This is a genomic window from Streptomyces sp. CLCI03, from assembly GCF_053615355.1.
In genome coordinates this window covers 2,684,433-2,698,690 of the sequence record NZ_CM132132.1, presented here as the reverse complement: position 1 = coordinate 2,698,690, position 14,258 = coordinate 2,684,433, and the positions used below count along the sequence as shown (strand labels likewise).

Below are 14,258 nucleotides of genomic sequence, written 5' to 3'. Positions count from 1 at the left end.
TCCGGGCCGCCTGTGCGATCAGCTCTGCTCGCGCCACCACTTGTACGTGGCGGCGATGCCGTCCCGCAGCGGGACGGCGGGCTTCCAGCCGAGCGACGTCAGGCGGCTCACGTCCAGCAGCTTGCGCGGGGTCCCGTCCGGCTTGGACGTGTCCCAGGCGAGCTCGCCGCGGAAGCCGGTCACCTCGGCGATCGTCTCGGCCAGTTCCTTGATGGTCAGGTCCTCGCCGCAGCCGATGTTGACGGGCTCGTCGCCGTCGTAGGAGTTCAGCAGTACGGCGCAGGCCGCGGCCAGGTCGTCCACGTGCAGGAACTCCCGGCGCGGGGTGCCCGAGCCCCACAGCGTGACCTCGTCACGGCCCTCGGCGGCGGCCTCGTGGAAGCGCCGGACGAGCGCCGGCAGGACGTGCGAGGTCTCCAGGTCGAAGTTGTCGCCCGGGCCGTAGAGGTTCGTCGGCATCGCCGAGATGTACGAGGCCCCGTACTGCTTGCGGTACGACTGGACCTGGACGATGCCGGCGATCTTCGCGAGGGCGTAGGCCTCGTTGGTCGGCTCCAGCGGGCCGGTCAGCAGGGCGTCCTCGCGGATCGGCTGCGGGGCCAGCTTCGGGTAGATGCACGAGGAGCCCAGGAACAGCAGCCGGCCCACGCCGGCCGCATGGGCGCCGCCGATCACGCTGAGCTGGATCTGGAGGTTCTCCTCCAGGAACTGCACCGGGTACGTGCTGTTGGCCATGATCCCGCCTACCTTGGCGGCGGCCAGCACCACGGCGTCCGGGCGGACGTCCTTCAGGTACGCCGCGGTGGCGGCGGCGTCGCGCAGGTCGAGGTCGGCACGACCTCGGGTCAGCACCTCATGGCCGTCGGCGGTGAGCCGCCGGGCGACCGCGGATCCCACGAGGCCGCGGTGGCCCGCGACGAAGACGCGGGCGTTCGGGGGCAGGAGCGGCAACGAACTTGTCATACCGCCGATGATGCCAGTCCGCTCCCGCGGGGGCGGCAGTGGTCCACGGCCCGAGCCCGAGCCCGCACCACCGCGCCGGACCCCATGGTCCGGGGCGGCGGCGCGGACCCGGCCGCGGGCGGCGGCCAGGAGCCGTTCACCGACCGACATCCGGCGGGCCCGACGGCGCCGGCAGTCCACCGGCGGCCGGCACCCGACCGCCGGGTCGGCCGGGATCCCGGCCGGCTCCGGAACCGGGAGCGGCCCGGACCGCGTCCGCTCCGGGCAGGGGCGTCCGCCCTGCCGGGGCAGCCCGGGGGCGGCCGTGTACGGTAACGCAATCCGGCCCCCGGGCCGCGGCCGGGCCGTTCGGTGCGACGCCCGAAGGCCCGCTCCGCACCCACTCCGAGGCACCGCCTCACCACGACCGACAGAAACCACCAGCAAGGGGACCCCATGGGCAAGACCGCACTGATCACCGGAGTCACCGGACAGGACGGCTCGTACCTCGCCGAGCTCCTGCTCTCCAAGGGCTACACGGTGCACGGGCTCGTGCGGCGGTCCTCCAGCTTCAACACGGAGCGGGTCGACCACATCTACCAGGACCCGCAGACCGCCAACCGGTCCTTCGTCCTGCACCACGCGGACCTCTCCGACGGCGTCGCGCTCGTGAACCTGCTCCGCGACATACGCCCCGACGAGGTCTACAACCTCGGCGCGCAGTCCCACGTCCGCGTCTCCTTCGACGCCCCGCTCTACACGGGCGACGTGACCGGCCTCGGCGCGCTGCGGCTGCTGGAGGCGATCCGGGCCAGCGGTGTCGACACCCGCATCTACCAGGCCTCGTCCTCCGAGATGTTCGGGTCCACCCCGCCGCCGCAGAACGAGCAGACCCCGTTCCACCCGCGCAGCCCGTACGGCGCCGCGAAGGTGTTCGCGTACTGGACCACGGTGAACTACCGCGAGGCGTACGACATGTTCGCCGTCAACGGGATCCTCTTCAACCATGAGTCCCCGCGCCGCGGCGAGACCTTCGTGACCCGCAAGATCACCCGCGCGGTGGCCCGCATCAAGGCCGGTCTCCAGGACCACCTCTACCTCGGCAACCTCGACGCGGTGCGCGACTGGGGCTACGCCCCCGAGTACGTCGACGCCATGTGGCGGATGCTCCAGCAGGACGAGCCCACCGACTACGTCGTCGCCACCGGGGTGGCCGCGACCGTCCGCGAGTTCGTCGAGGCCTCCTTCACGCACGCCGGCCTCGACTGGACGGACCACGTGCGCTACGACCCCAAGTACGAGCGCCCCAGCGAGGTCGACGCCCTCATCGGCGACGCCTCCAAGGCGCACGAGCTGCTTGGCTGGAAGCCGACGGTCCTGGTGGCGGAGCTCGCGCAGATCATGGTCGACGCCGACATCCGCCAGGTCGAGGACCAACTGGCGGGCGTGACGGTCCGCATCGACCGCTGAGGCCTTATATTTCCCCTACGGTTTGCCGTGTTCCGGCCATACTTCGCAGCTCTGCGGGGGTGTGGCCGGGGTAAACCTGCCGTATGTCCCTTGTGCACCCTCCATGCTGAACCTGTTGATTCCAAGTTGGTATGCAATGGGTCAAGAGAGGTGACCAGGCCTTCACATGAGCCCTAGTCTGCGCCAGTACATATGGCTGTTCGGATAGTTCCAGCCATCAAACCGGGCAATTGCCCTGGGGGGCTCATGCGTAGATCCAGAGGGCTGACTGCCGCCCTCGTCCTGTCACTGGCCGGTGCGGGCACCGGTATAGGCCTGGTGCTGATGCCTGAGGCGTCCGCCATCACGGCGCCGGTGGCATTCACCGCCGACGAACTGCCGACCTGGCAGACGAACGGCGTCGTCTGGGCGATGGCCCAGGCCAACGGCACCGTCTTCGCCGGCGGTACCTTCTCGGCCGTCCGCCCGCCCGAGGGCGCGGCAGGCGCGGAGCAGAACGCCGTGAACTTCGTGGCTCTCGACGCCGCCACCGGCAATCCCACCTCCTGCAAGCTGGCCTTCACCATCGGCGAAGGCACGGCGACCGTCCGTACGCTGGTGGTCTCGAACGACAAGAAGACCCTCTACGCGGGCGGGTACTTCGGCGCCGTCAACGGCACCCCGGTGTCCAGCCTCGCCGCGATCGACATCGCGAGCTGCACCCCCAAGGCATCGTTCCACCCGAGCGTCCCCGCCACCGTGCGCGCGCTCGCCGTCACCGACGACACCCTGTACGCGGGTGGCGACTTCAACACCGTCGAGGGCCAGACCCGCGAGCGGTTCGCCGCCGTGGACGCCTCCTCCGGTGCGCTGAAGCCCTTCGTCGCCAACGTCGACGAGCCGGGCCGCGCCATCGAGGTCACCCCCGACGGGAAGAACGTCATCCTCGGCGGCGACTTCTTCAGCGTCAACGGCTCCAACAGCCACGCCCTGGCCGTGGTCAACGCCACCACGGGCGCGGTCACCAAGACGTACAACAACATCCCGTCGAACTCGGTCGTCAAGGACATCTCCACCGACGACACCGGCTTCTACACCGGTCACGAGGGCTCCGGCGGCGGCGTCTTCGACGGCCGCATCGGCCTGCGCCTGAGCGACTTCACCGAGAAGTGGCGTGACCGCTGCCTCGGCGCCACCCAGTTCGTCCTGCCCTACGAGGGAGTGCTCTACAGCTCCTCGCACGGGCACGACTGCTCCACCGAGCTGGAGTTCCCCGACGGCAAGCGGAACTTCCTGCTGGCCCAGCCGACCAACCACGAAGGCGCCGCCCCCGCGCCCGTGGACGGCTTCGTGCGCGGCCCGGGCAAGCTCGGCTGGCACCCCACGGCCAACGACGGCATGGACGGCACCGAGGGCATCGGCCCGCGCGTCATGGCCGTGGCCGAGAAGAACGACGTCAAGTACATGTGGGTCGGCGGTGAGTTCACCCTCATCAACGGCAAGCCGCAGTGGGGTCTGACCCGCTTCGCCTCCAAGGGCGACGTCGGCGCCCCGACCACCCCCGTGGCCAGCGCCTCCAGCGTGAAGCCCGGCGAGGTCCAGGTCCGCTGGCGCACCAGCTACGACGCGGACGACAGCAAGCTGACGTACCGCATCTACCGCAACGGCTCCGCCACCCCGGCCGCGACCGTCACCGCGAGCTCGCTGGAGTGGGAGCGCCCGCAGGCCTCCTGGAACGACGCCACGGTCAAGGCCGGTCAGAGCTACACCTACCGGGTGACCGCGACCGACGCCGCCGGTAACACCAGCGCCCTGTCGGCCGTCGCCTCGGTGACCGTCCCGACCTCGGTCCAGTCCTACCCGAACCAGGTCCGTACCGACGGCGCCGACCTGTACTGGCGCTACGACGACGCGGTCAGCCCCTACGTCGCCGACTCCTCGGTGTCCGGCAACCGCAGCGGCATCCAGCTCAACGCCCCCGCCCTGAAGCAGTCGCCCGGCGCCGTCTCCGGCAGCACGGCGATGGGCTTCAACGGGACCAGCCAGCAGGTGTACAGCGACCGTCGTCAGACGGTCGGCAACGCGTTCACCGTCGAGACCTGGTTCAAGACGAACACCACGCGCGGTGGCAAGCTCATCGGCTTCGGCAACAACCAGGCGCGCAACAGCGGCACCTACGACCGCCAGATCTACATGACCAACACCGGTCGCCTGGTCTTCGGCGTCTACAACGGCTCGACCCGCACCGTCTCCACGGGCCTGTTCGAGACGTACAACGACAACAAGTGGCACCACGTGGTCGGCACCCAGGGCCCCGGCGGCATCACCCTGTACGTCGACGGCCAGAACAAGGGCTCCCTGAACGCCACGAGCAACAGCAACATCGCGGGCTACTGGCACGTCGGTGGCGACAACCTCGCCAGCTGGCCGACCCGTCCGACGAGCAACTTCTTCGCGGGTCAGCTCGACGAGACGGCCGTCTACCCGTCGGCGCTCACCCAAGCCCAGGTCAAGAGCCACTTCGACCTGGCCAAGGCGCCCACCGACACGGTCTCCGCGGTCAAGACGACCGAGGACACCTACGTCAACCAGGGTGCCCCGAGCGCCGCCAACGGCGCGTCGACCTCGCTCGCGGTCCGCGGCAGCGGCTCGCTGTACGAGACGTACATGCGCTTCAACCTGCCGGCCGCCCCGGCCGGCCAGGTCCTGAAGTCCGCCTCGCTGCAGATCAAGACCAGCACGCAGGCGAACGCCGGTACCACCGACACCGTGAAGGTGGTCCCGATCACCGGTAACTGGACGGGCGCGGGTACGACCTTCAACACCAAGCCCACCCTCGGCACCACCCCGCTCGGCACGCTCGCGGGCGTGCCGGAGGGCTCCGCGGTGCACAACGTGGAGCTGGACACCGCCACGGTCACCGCGGCGCTGGGCACCAGTTACGGCCTGGGCCTGACGAGCACGGGCACCGACCCGCTGTGGATCTGGTCCTCCGAGGCCACGGCGGCGGAGGGTACTCCGCAGCTGGTCCTCACCTTCGGCGCGAAGTAAGCGACGAAGACCGAAACAACCGCCTGACGGCGTGCGGGGTCCGGCTCTCTGTGGCCGGGCCCCGCTGCACACCCCCTTGAGTACGGGAGCCATCCGATGTACCGACGCTCCGCAGCGGCTGCTGTCCTGCTGGCCGCCGCCCTGACGCTGACCGCCTGCAGTTCGGGCGGGGACAAGGCCGAATCCGGCGCCTCGCCGAAGCCCCCGGCCTCGTCGTCGGCCCCCGACCCGGCGGACGCTCCGCAGCCGTCGACCGATCCCGACGCGAAGCCGACCGGCCCCACGGTGCCGGACGCGAAGCTCACCCCGAAGACGGGCAGCTTCACGGCGGAGGAGAAGAAGTACCTGAGCGGGCGGGTCCCCGACAAGGTGGACCCGGCGTCCGTGCTGCAGAGCGGGCAGGACTCCTGCCAGCGGGTGCAGCGCACCGCGAAGCACGACAAGGACGCGGCGACCGGAGCCGTCATCACCGGCGAGATCCCGGGCGCCAAGGACGCGATCACCCTCCTGTGCCCGGACCAGAAGCCGATCCTCGCCGCGGCGGAGAAGGGCTTCCCCGAAGGCCCCCGGACCTCGCCCGCGGCGGGTACCTACCGGGCGCTGACCCAGGCCACCAACTGCACCTGGGAGGCCAAGGGCAAGGACGGCGGCACCCTCGCCTCCGGCCCCGAGACCCCGCCCAAGGCCGGCGACAAGATCACGGCGACGATCCCGGCCGGCACCGCGGAGTTCAACTCCTCGGGCTGCTACGCCTGGATCCCGGCGTAACCGAACCGACAACGCCCCCGCGGACCGGACTTCCGGCCCGCGGGGGCGTTTTCGTACCCGGAACCCGGGTACCCGCGCGGTCACAGTCCCGACGGCGGAAGGCGGATCCATGGGCATCGGCGGATGCATCGTCCTGATCGTGGTGGGCGCGATCCTCACCTTCGCGAGCGACTGGGAGCTGGAGAGCGTCAACCTCGACCTGGTCGGTCTGATCATGATGGCGGTCGGCGGGATCGGCCTCGCCGTGTACACGAGCGTCTACAAGCGCCGCCGCACCGCGGGCGGCGCGATCCCGGTGGTCGAGGAACGCCGGGACATCCACTGACCGTCCCGGACCCGCGGGCCCGCACCGCACCGGTGCGGGCCCGCGGTCTCAGGAGCGGATGCCTTCGTAGATCGGGAGCAGGGTGTCCAGAACCGCGTCCATGGAGAAGGACTTCGCGGCCAGTTCGCGGGCCGACAGGGAGGCCTCGCGGTTCGTCGACGGGTCCAGGAGTTCCAGGACGGCCGCGGACACACCCGCCGGGCCGGGGTCGACCGCGCGTCCCGCGCCGGCGCGGGCGATGTCGCGGGCCAGGCCGTTGGAGTGGGTCACCACCGACGGGACGCCCACGGCGAGGGCCTCCAGCACCGACATGGGGAACGGCTCGTCCACCGACGGCAGTACGTAGACGTGGGCCCGGCGCAGCTCCGTCAGGACCTCCGCGCCGGACAGGGCTCCCGGGACCTCGAACCGGTCGGTGAGGCCCAGCGTCCCGATCCGCGCCCGTACGGCGGCCAACTCACCCTCGTCCGGCCCCGCGACCACGAACCGCGCGTCCGGGTGCGCCGCGAGGATCGCCGGGGCCGCGTCCACGAAGTCCACCGGCCGCTTACGGGCCTGCAGCCGCGCCGAGTACAGGACGCGCGGCGGGCCCTCGGGCGTGGGCCGCTCCTCCTGCGCCGGGGTCCCGTTGACGAGCCGGACCGCCTGCGCCAAGGGCGGGGCGCCGACCACCGCGTCCAGGCCCTCCCGCTCGTGCGGGGTCAGGTACAGCACGGCGTCCGCGCCGCGCAGCAGCCGGCGTACCGCCACCGCGTCCAGCACCTTCGCCAGCAGCTTCTCGCTCGGGTCCACCATGCCGTGGGTCTGCAGCACCAGCGGCTTGCCCGCCCGCAGCGCCGCCAGGGCCACCGGCAGCGTCACCAGGTCCCGGGCCAGGTGGACGTGCACGACGTCGCAGTCCCGCACCAGGCGCCCGGCCGAGGCCAGCAGCGCCGGCGAGGTCATCCCGCTGAAGCCGAGGGGCAGGAGGCGACGGGCCGGGAAGAGCTTCGCCGGAACGCCCTCCACCTCGGTCGGCCACGGATCGAAGCCCTCACCGAGCGCCAGCAGCCTGGCCTCGTGGCCCCGGGCCCGCAGCCCCTTCGTCAGGTTGAGCGCGACCCGGACCGGACCGCCGAAGGCGTGCGAGGGGGAGTGCAGGGTGACGGCGTGCAGGACTCTCACTTGGGCTCCTCCACCGGGCGGCGCTGCCCGTCCTGCGTCTGCAGGGTCAGTGCGGGAAGGTTTCTGTGGACCACCGAACCGGCGCCGGCGACGGCGCAGCGGCCCACCGTGACCCCGGCGAGCACGGTCGCCCGTACGGCCACCCACGCACCGTCCTCGACGACGATCGGGGCGTTGCGGTAGCGGAAGTCGGCGGCCCGGTGGTCGTGCGAGCCGGTGCACAGCATCGCCTCCTGCGAGAGGCACACGTGCGAACCGATGGTCACCGGCTCCAGGTTCAGCACCCAGACGCCCTCGCCGATCCAGGCGTGGTCCCCGACGGTGAGCTTCCACGGCCACAGCACGCGGACCTTGTGCCGGATCAGCACCCCCTCGCCGATCTTCGCCCCGAAGGCCCGCAGCAGCGCGACCCGCAGCCGGGCCGGACAGAACCAGGCCATGAAGACCGTGTTCATCACGGCGAACCAGAGCGCCTGCGTCAGCAGTCCGCGCCCCTTGTCGTACCCGGCCAGCGTGAAGGAAGGAAGATCACGCAACAGAAGCCCCCATCGTGCTCTCGGCCACGGCCTCCCCGGGCGTGGCCCGCTCAGACTAGACTGCGCGCGGACCAGGCACATCGGGTGGGGGCGGCAGTGACGACGGACATACGCAAGCCCTCCGCGACGCCCGCGGAGCCGCCCGTTCCCTCGCCCTTCGAGGACGAGAGCCTGTGGGGGCGGGCCACCCTCCCGCGCACCCTCCTCTCGCGCGCGCTGTCCGTTCCGCTCGCGCTCGGATTCACCGTCTTCCTGCCGTTGTTCGTCGCCCTCCAGACGGGTGCCGGCGTCCGCGACGCGGCCTTCTGGCTCCAGCTGCTGCTCACCATGTACGCGGGCGCCCGACTCTCCGCGATGGTGCTCACCAGCCGCCGCAAGCTGCTCCAGGGTTCCTTCTGGCTCTTCGTCTACATGGCCATGGGCGTGGCCCCGCTCGCCCAGGCCGTCCTCGGTCAGGTCCCGACCCCGGTCGTCGGCCCGCGCTCCGACCTGACCGTCGCCATCGGGCTCGTCCTGCTCGGCTGTCTGGCCTTCGACGTCGGCGTGCTGCTGGCCCGACACCGCCCGGCCGGGCGGGCGGGCGGCTCCCAGAAGGCGTCGCGGCCCGTCATGGCGCACCGGCGCCGCCTCCAACTGCTGACGATCCTGTCGTTCCTGTGCAGCGCGGTCTTCATCATGAAGCTCGGCGGCCCGGCGGTCTTCTTCTCCAGCCGTCAGGAGATCATCGCGGGCATCGAGGAGGCGGGCGTCTCCAACGGTGACGGCCAGGCCGGACAGGCCCTGCTGCGCGGCTTCGGCACCGTACCGGCGCTGCTCGCCCTGCTCCTGTACACCCGCTGGCTGATCACCTCGAAGTTCGCCCGCCGCAAGGTGTCGATCATCGTCACGTGGGGGGCGCTCGCCGGTCTCAACCTGATCGTCAACAACCCTATCTCGAACCCGCGGTACTGGTTCCTGACGGTCATGTTCGCGCTGCTGTTCACCGTCTTCCCGGTGAGCGCGGCGATGTACCGGGTCGCGCTGTCCATGGCGGTGGTCGTCGCGCTGCTGATCTTCCCGTTCGCGGACCGCTTCCGCTACGACGAGAAGAACTACCGGCCGGTCGAGACCACGTCCTTCCTGGAGCCGATGGCCCTCAAGGACTACGACCAGATCGGCATGTTCGCGAACACCATCACCTTCTCGAACTCCGGCCCCGGCCATTACTACGGCCGCCAGCTCGCGGGATCGATCTTCTTCGCGGTGCCCCGCGCGGTGTGGCCGGGCAAGCCGAGGGACACCGGTGTGATGGTCGGCCAGTGGATGGGCACGGTCAACACCAACCTCTCCTCCCCGATCTGGGCGGAGCTGTGGCTGGACTTCGGGCCGCTGGGGATGGGTGCGGGGCTGCTGGGCATGGGGTACGCCTCCGCCCGCGTGGACCGGCGCTACGCGAAGCGGGCCACGCGGCGCAGCCCACCGGGCAGCCTGATCTCGGTGGTGGTCCCGCTGGTCGCGGGATACTCCTTCATCCTGCTGCGCGGGCCGCTGCTCCAGGCCTCGGGCCGCGTGGCGATCGCGGCCCTCTGTCTGGCGCTGGTCGCGACCTACCGCTCGGACAGGTCCACCACCCTGCGCTGACGCGTTCACCCGCCGACCGGACGGCACCCGCCTCGGGCGGCGTCGTCCCCGGTGAGGGTGCCCCTGCGGTGACGGGGGCACCGGTGGGGGCCCCTACGAGGTGGTGCGGCCACCGGGGGAGCGCCGAGGCGGTCCCGGAGGCCTCGTTCCCGGGCGCCGTCCGTACGGCCCGGGCCGGATCCACCCCTCGGTACCGGCCCTTCCCCCCGGCCCGGCCGGATGCCGCCGGGCCGTTCGGGTGGTCGGTCGCGCATCCGGTGGCGCAGGTGTGTGGCGGGCGCACCTGGGCACGGACCGGCCCCGGCGCGCACGGTGGAGGTGGCCCGCGGAAGGCAGCGGGCTCGCCGACGCAGGGGGAGACGCGCAGATGCACCTCGTTCACGACCGACCGTTCAGACACCGGGTGCCGGACAGCGTGCTGAGTGAGTTGTGCGCGGAGATCTTCGCCCAGCTGCCGCGCAGCGACCAGCGGCGCAAGGGCGAGATGTACCTCCGGGGGCTGCTGTCGGTCGGCGGCCGCAAGTCCGTGCGCAACATCGCGACGCATGTCGGGGACCGCGCGGCCGAGCAGAGCCTGCACCACTTCATCTCCGCCTCCACCTGGGACTGGAACACGGTCCGCGCCGCTCTCGGCCGCCACCTGGAGCGTTCGGTGCGACCCCGCGCCTGGGTGGTCCATCCGGTGGTCATTCCCAAGGCGGGCCGCCACTCCGTGGGGGTCGGGCCGCGGTTCGTGCCCAGCCTGGGGCAGGTGGTCAACAGCCAGCACGCCGTCGGCGTCTGGGCCGCGAACGACGAGCGGAGCGGCCCGGTCAACTGGCGTCTCTCGCTCGGCGACGACTGGCGCGACGCGCCCCTGCCGGGGTACCCGCAGGTGCCGGAGCCGGAGCTGGCGGCGACGGATCTGGAGTGCGCGGCCGGCGCCGCCGTCGAGCTGCAGGGCTGGGTGGGCGGCCCCCCGCGGCCCGTCGTGATCGACCTCCCGCAGGCGGATCCGGCCGCCCTGGCCCGGCGCTTCGCCGCGGCGGGCATGCCGTTCGTGGCGGCCGTCCCCGGATCCACCCCCGTCACCCCGGTGGGGCCGGCCCTGGTGGGCCACGACGGCCGCGGCACGTCGGCCCATCAGCTCCTGCGGATGGTACGGACCCTGCGGCGCGCGGTGACCTGGACCGACCCGGTGACCCTGACGACCCGTACGAGCCTGGTGGCCGGGATCCCGGTCCAGCTGCCCGGCACCCGCCGGCCCCTGGTCCTGCTCGGCGAGTGGACGGGCAAGGACAGCTGGCCGCGACGCTGCTGGCTCAGCGATCTGGCCGACACCCCCTGGGGTCCGCTGCTGCGGTTGGCCAAGTTGAGCCTGCGGGTCGGCGCCGACTTCGCGGCGGTCTCCACCCAGGTCGGCATGGTCGACTTCGAGGGCCGGTCGTTCGGGGGCTGGCACCGGCACACGACGCTGGCCTCGGCCGCGCACGCGCTCACCGTCGAGTACCGGCCTCGGGCGCTGGCGCGGCCCGCCTGATCGCGGCGGCACCGCGCAGGACCCGGCGGGTGCGCTGCATCTGGATGGCCAGCTGGACCTCCAGCGCCCGGGCGGGCTCCAGCCAGTCGGGCCCCAGCAGTTCACTGATGCGTTCGAGCCGGCGGGAGACGGTGTTGGGATGGACGTGCAGCGTCTCGGCGGCCCGTGTCGGGCTGCCGGCGGAGGCGAAGTACGCCTCCAGGGTGCTCGTGAGCTCGGTGCGCTGCTGGGCGTCGTAGTCGAGGACCGGACCGATGGTGCGGTGGATGAACTCCAGGGTGTCGGGGCTCCGGGAGAGCAGCAGACCGAGGAAGCCGAGGTCCCGGGAGGAGGCGGTGCCGCCGGTGCCGCCGAGCGCGGTCAGCGCGTCCAGGCAGCAGCGCGCCTCCTGGTAGGCGGCGGCGACCGACGACAGGTCCGTGACCGGGCCGGCCGTCCCCACGGTCACCGGGTGGTCGAGGGCGGAGGACAGCGCCGAGGACGCGGCCCGCGCCACCGCCTCGGCGTCGGTTCCCGGCAGCATCAGGACGAGGGAGTCGCCCTCGACGCTCTTGAACCCGGAGCGCCGGCCGGCGTACGAGGACGCCAGGACCACGGCGCGCGCCAGCGAGCCGCCCTCGGGGCGGGCGACCAGCACGACGTGCGAGGTGTGGGGGTCCATACCGATGCGGTGCGCGCGTTCGGCCAGGCGGGCCGCCGGGACCTTCCCCTTGAGGAGTTCGTCGAACAGTTCGTCGCGTACCTGGCCCTCGGCCGCCGCCGCGCTGCGCTGCATCAGCAGCACCACGGCGGCGGTCTGTGCCACCAGCGCCAGCAGCTGGACCGTGTACGAGGTGTCGGACTCCGCGTCGGAGCCCTCCGCCGGGGCCAGCAGGAGCGTGCCGAGCATCTCCCGGCCCGCGACGACCGGGGCGACCCAGACGCCTTCGCGGGTGCGGACCGGCCGGCGCTCGGTGTGCGCGTCGAGGGAGACCGAAGCGATCTCGCTCTCGTCCGTTTCGGGGAACAGGGCGGGGGAGACGAGGTCGCGTCCGGCCTGGTCGCGTACGAGCAGGTCCCCGTCGAGGAGGCCCGTGGCCTGCTCGACCAGGGTGTGCAGGCCGCCGCCGGCCAGCACCACGTCGATCAGCTCGCCGTGCACCTGGCGTAGTTGACGGGCGGCGGCGGAGGAGCTCATCGCGCGGGACGTGTTCAGTTCCAGACCGACGACCTCGTTGCGGACCCGGTCCAGCAGCCTGGTCTTCTCGATCGCGACGGCCGCGAGGTCGGCGAGCGAACTCATCAACGACAGCTCGTCCGGGTCGAAGTACCGGATGCCGCGGCCCGCGATGTACAGGTTCCCCAGCTCGGTGTCCTCGTGCCGCAGGGGCACCGCCATGAGGGCGTGCAGGCCCTCGGCGCGCACCACGTCGTCGATCAGTTCGGAGTGCGCGAAGCTGTCGTCGCGCAGGTAGTCGGCCGTCCAGAAGGGCGCGGAGCGCTGCCGGGCCTGCTGGCCGACGCCCCGGCCCATGGGGACGGCGAAACCGACCGTGATGGCCGAGGTGTGGCCGTCGGCGGCACGGACGATCGAGCGGCCGGCCTCGAACGAGTGGAAGGTCACCCACGACATGTCGAGCCCCAGCAGCAGCCGGGCCCGCCGGGTGATGACCTTCAGGAGGGTGTCCAGGTTGTAGGGGAGGGTCAGGTCCCGGGCGGTGTCGACCAGCGCGCTCAGGCCCGCCTCGCGCTGCTGGCGGCGGGCGAAGAGCGCCCGGATGCTCAGGGAGAGGTCCTTCGCCCGTTCCAGCCGGGCGAGGTCGTCCGCGTCCGCGCCCGCTTCGCGCGCCGCCCGTACGACGCGTTCGAACTCCTCGGTGCGTGCCTCCCGCGCCAGTAGTACGAGCATCTCGGACACGTCCGTATCGGACCGCCGGTCCTCCGACTTCACAGTCGCCCCCCTCAGGTTCCGCAAGTGCGATTCAACATTTTGTTGATCCTAGACTGCCAGGTCAGCCGGGGTGTGCTGTGCCTGGGTCACCACTCTGTGTGAAGAACGCTGTTGCCGGGCCACCTTCTGGACGGGCCCGGCCGGCGGATAGACCTGTCTCCGGGGCCTCGACCGGGCGCCTTTCACATCGCTTGTACGAGGGGTCCGATGTCGCAGGTCCAGAGTTTCGAACGCTCCATCCACCGCAGCCGCATGTCGCTGACCAGACCCGACCGGCCGAAGACGTTCACGATGCACGGACGTGAGTGGGATCTGCTGGACGCCGTCTTCGCCCCCGTGTTCTCCCCCTCGACCGGGGTCGCCCTGGAGTTCCTCGACCTGGCCGACGCGAGTGCCCGCCCGGCGGCCGCTCGGTCCTCCTTCCTGGAGATCGGCTGCGGCACCGGCGTGATCGCGGTGACGGCGGCCCTCGCCGGATACGGACGGGTCGTCGCCGCGGACATCAGCCCGCAGGCGGTGGAGAACGCGGCCGTCAACGCCGAGCGCCACGGGGTGGGGGACCGGCTGAGCGCCGTGCACAGCGACCTGTTCTCCGGCCTGCCCGAGAACGAGCGCTTCGACACCGTCTTCTGGAGCTCCAACTACGTGCTGGCTCCCGAGTCCTACGCGTACAAGTCGGTGCACGAGCGCGCCTACGTGGACACCGGCTACCGGGCCCACCGCCGCTACCTGGAGCAGGCGCCTCGCTGGCTGACCCCGGACGGGGTCGTCCTGCTGCACTTCAGCGACCGCGGCGATCTGCCCGCACTGCAGCGGATCGCCGAGGAGTGCGGCCGGGAACTGCGCGTCCTGCGCGGCCTCCAGGTGCGCGAGGGCGAGTACGGCGAGGACATGGTCGAGCACATGCTGCTCCAGGTCCTGCCGGTACGGGCGTAACCGTGGGCCGGGGGGACG

At 71.7% G+C, this 14,258-nt stretch carries 11 protein-coding genes; 7 read left to right on the top strand and 4 right to left on the bottom strand.

Going from position 1 to position 14,258, the window contains the following annotated elements; translation table 11 throughout:
* Window positions 1-18: 18 nt before the first annotated feature.
* The gene (locus tag ACWG52_RS12085) at window positions 19-963 is read right to left on the bottom strand and encodes a GDP-L-fucose synthase family protein (protein ID WP_390138062.1); all 945 of its coding nucleotides are present in this window, start codon (window positions 961-963) and stop codon (window positions 19-21) included.
* A 435-nt stretch (window positions 964-1,398) separates the two neighbouring features.
* On the opposite strand from ACWG52_RS12085, the gene gmd reads away from it, so the two are divergent.
* The 4 genes from gmd to ACWG52_RS12065 all read left to right on the top strand — a co-directional run bounded on the left by gmd (window position 1,399) and on the right by ACWG52_RS12065 (window position 6,535).
* Window positions 1,399-2,412, top strand: coding sequence for a GDP-mannose 4,6-dehydratase (gmd, locus tag ACWG52_RS12080; RefSeq protein ID WP_390138064.1), 1,014 nt, complete (start codon window positions 1,399-1,401; stop codon window positions 2,410-2,412).
* Between the two features lie 246 nt (window positions 2,413-2,658).
* Window positions 2,659-5,442, top strand: a complete 2,784-nt coding sequence (locus ACWG52_RS12075) for a LamG-like jellyroll fold domain-containing protein (RefSeq protein ID WP_390138066.1) — start codon at window positions 2,659-2,661, stop codon at window positions 5,440-5,442.
* 96 nt (window positions 5,443-5,538) lie between these two features.
* Window positions 5,539-6,210 carry an RAD23 family protein gene (locus ACWG52_RS12070; RefSeq protein WP_033218943.1) on the top strand — a complete coding sequence of 224 codons (672 nt, stop codon included), beginning with the start codon at window positions 5,539-5,541 and terminating at the stop codon, window positions 6,208-6,210.
* A 109-nt stretch (window positions 6,211-6,319) separates the two neighbouring features.
* On the top strand, window positions 6,320-6,535 hold the full coding sequence (locus ACWG52_RS12065; RefSeq protein ID WP_033218948.1) for a hypothetical protein: 216 nt from the start codon (window positions 6,320-6,322) through the stop codon (window positions 6,533-6,535).
* 48 nt (window positions 6,536-6,583) lie between these two features.
* On the opposite strand, the gene ACWG52_RS12060 is transcribed toward ACWG52_RS12065, so the two are convergent.
* Window positions 6,584-7,699: a glycosyltransferase gene (locus tag ACWG52_RS12060; RefSeq protein WP_390138068.1), complete on the bottom strand. Its 1,116-nt coding sequence runs from the start codon at window positions 7,697-7,699 to the stop codon at window positions 6,584-6,586.
* Window positions 7,696-8,235, bottom strand: a complete 540-nt coding sequence (locus tag ACWG52_RS12055; RefSeq protein WP_389805477.1) for a WcaF family extracellular polysaccharide biosynthesis acetyltransferase — start codon at window positions 8,233-8,235, stop codon at window positions 7,696-7,698. The genes ACWG52_RS12060 and ACWG52_RS12055 overlap by 4 nt, the downstream gene beginning before the upstream one ends.
* Before the next feature lie 96 nt (window positions 8,236-8,331).
* Between ACWG52_RS12055 and ACWG52_RS12050 the strand changes: the two genes are divergently transcribed.
* Window positions 8,332-9,855, top strand: a complete 1,524-nt coding sequence (locus ACWG52_RS12050; protein WP_390138069.1) for a hypothetical protein — start codon at window positions 8,332-8,334, stop codon at window positions 9,853-9,855.
* A 367-nt stretch (window positions 9,856-10,222) separates the two neighbouring features.
* Window positions 10,223-11,374 (top strand): IS701 family transposase, encoded by a 1,152-nt coding sequence (locus tag ACWG52_RS12045; RefSeq protein WP_453128663.1) that lies wholly within the window; start codon window positions 10,223-10,225, stop codon window positions 11,372-11,374.
* Here the strand turns inward: ACWG52_RS12045 and ACWG52_RS12040 are convergent.
* Window positions 11,331-13,262, bottom strand: a complete 1,932-nt coding sequence (locus ACWG52_RS12040; protein ID WP_390138220.1) for a helix-turn-helix domain-containing protein — start codon at window positions 13,260-13,262, stop codon at window positions 11,331-11,333. The genes ACWG52_RS12045 and ACWG52_RS12040 overlap by 44 nt on opposite strands.
* Window positions 13,263-13,511: 249 nt before the next feature.
* Between ACWG52_RS12040 and ACWG52_RS12035 the strand changes: the two genes are divergently transcribed.
* Window positions 13,512-14,240: a methyltransferase domain-containing protein gene (locus tag ACWG52_RS12035; RefSeq protein ID WP_390166303.1), complete on the top strand. Its 729-nt coding sequence runs from the start codon at window positions 13,512-13,514 to the stop codon at window positions 14,238-14,240.
* The last annotated feature ends 18 nt before the right edge of the window (window positions 14,241-14,258 follow it).

What these genes read in the sequence shown, in the direction of transcription:
- gmd (WP_390138064.1), top strand. Translation starts at nt 1,399, where the DNA reads ATGGGCAAGACCGCACTGATCACCGGAGTCACCGGACAGGACGGCTCG.
- ACWG52_RS12085 (WP_390138062.1), bottom strand. Translation starts at nt 963, where the DNA reads ATGACAAGTTCGTTGCCGCTCCTGCCCCCGAACGCCCGCGTCTTCGTC.
- ACWG52_RS12045 (WP_453128663.1), top strand. Translation starts at nt 10,223, where the DNA reads ATGCACCTCGTTCACGACCGACCGTTCAGACACCGGGTGCCGGACAGC.
- ACWG52_RS12070 (WP_033218943.1), top strand. Translation starts at nt 5,539, where the DNA reads ATGTACCGACGCTCCGCAGCGGCTGCTGTCCTGCTGGCCGCCGCCCTG.
- ACWG52_RS12065 (WP_033218948.1), top strand. Translation starts at nt 6,320, where the DNA reads ATGGGCATCGGCGGATGCATCGTCCTGATCGTGGTGGGCGCGATCCTC.
- ACWG52_RS12040 (WP_390138220.1), bottom strand. Translation starts at nt 13,262, where the DNA reads ATGCTCGTACTACTGGCGCGGGAGGCACGCACCGAGGAGTTCGAACGC.
- ACWG52_RS12075 (WP_390138066.1), top strand. Translation starts at nt 2,659, where the DNA reads ATGCGTAGATCCAGAGGGCTGACTGCCGCCCTCGTCCTGTCACTGGCC.
- ACWG52_RS12035 (WP_390166303.1), top strand. Translation starts at nt 13,512, where the DNA reads ATGTCGCAGGTCCAGAGTTTCGAACGCTCCATCCACCGCAGCCGCATG.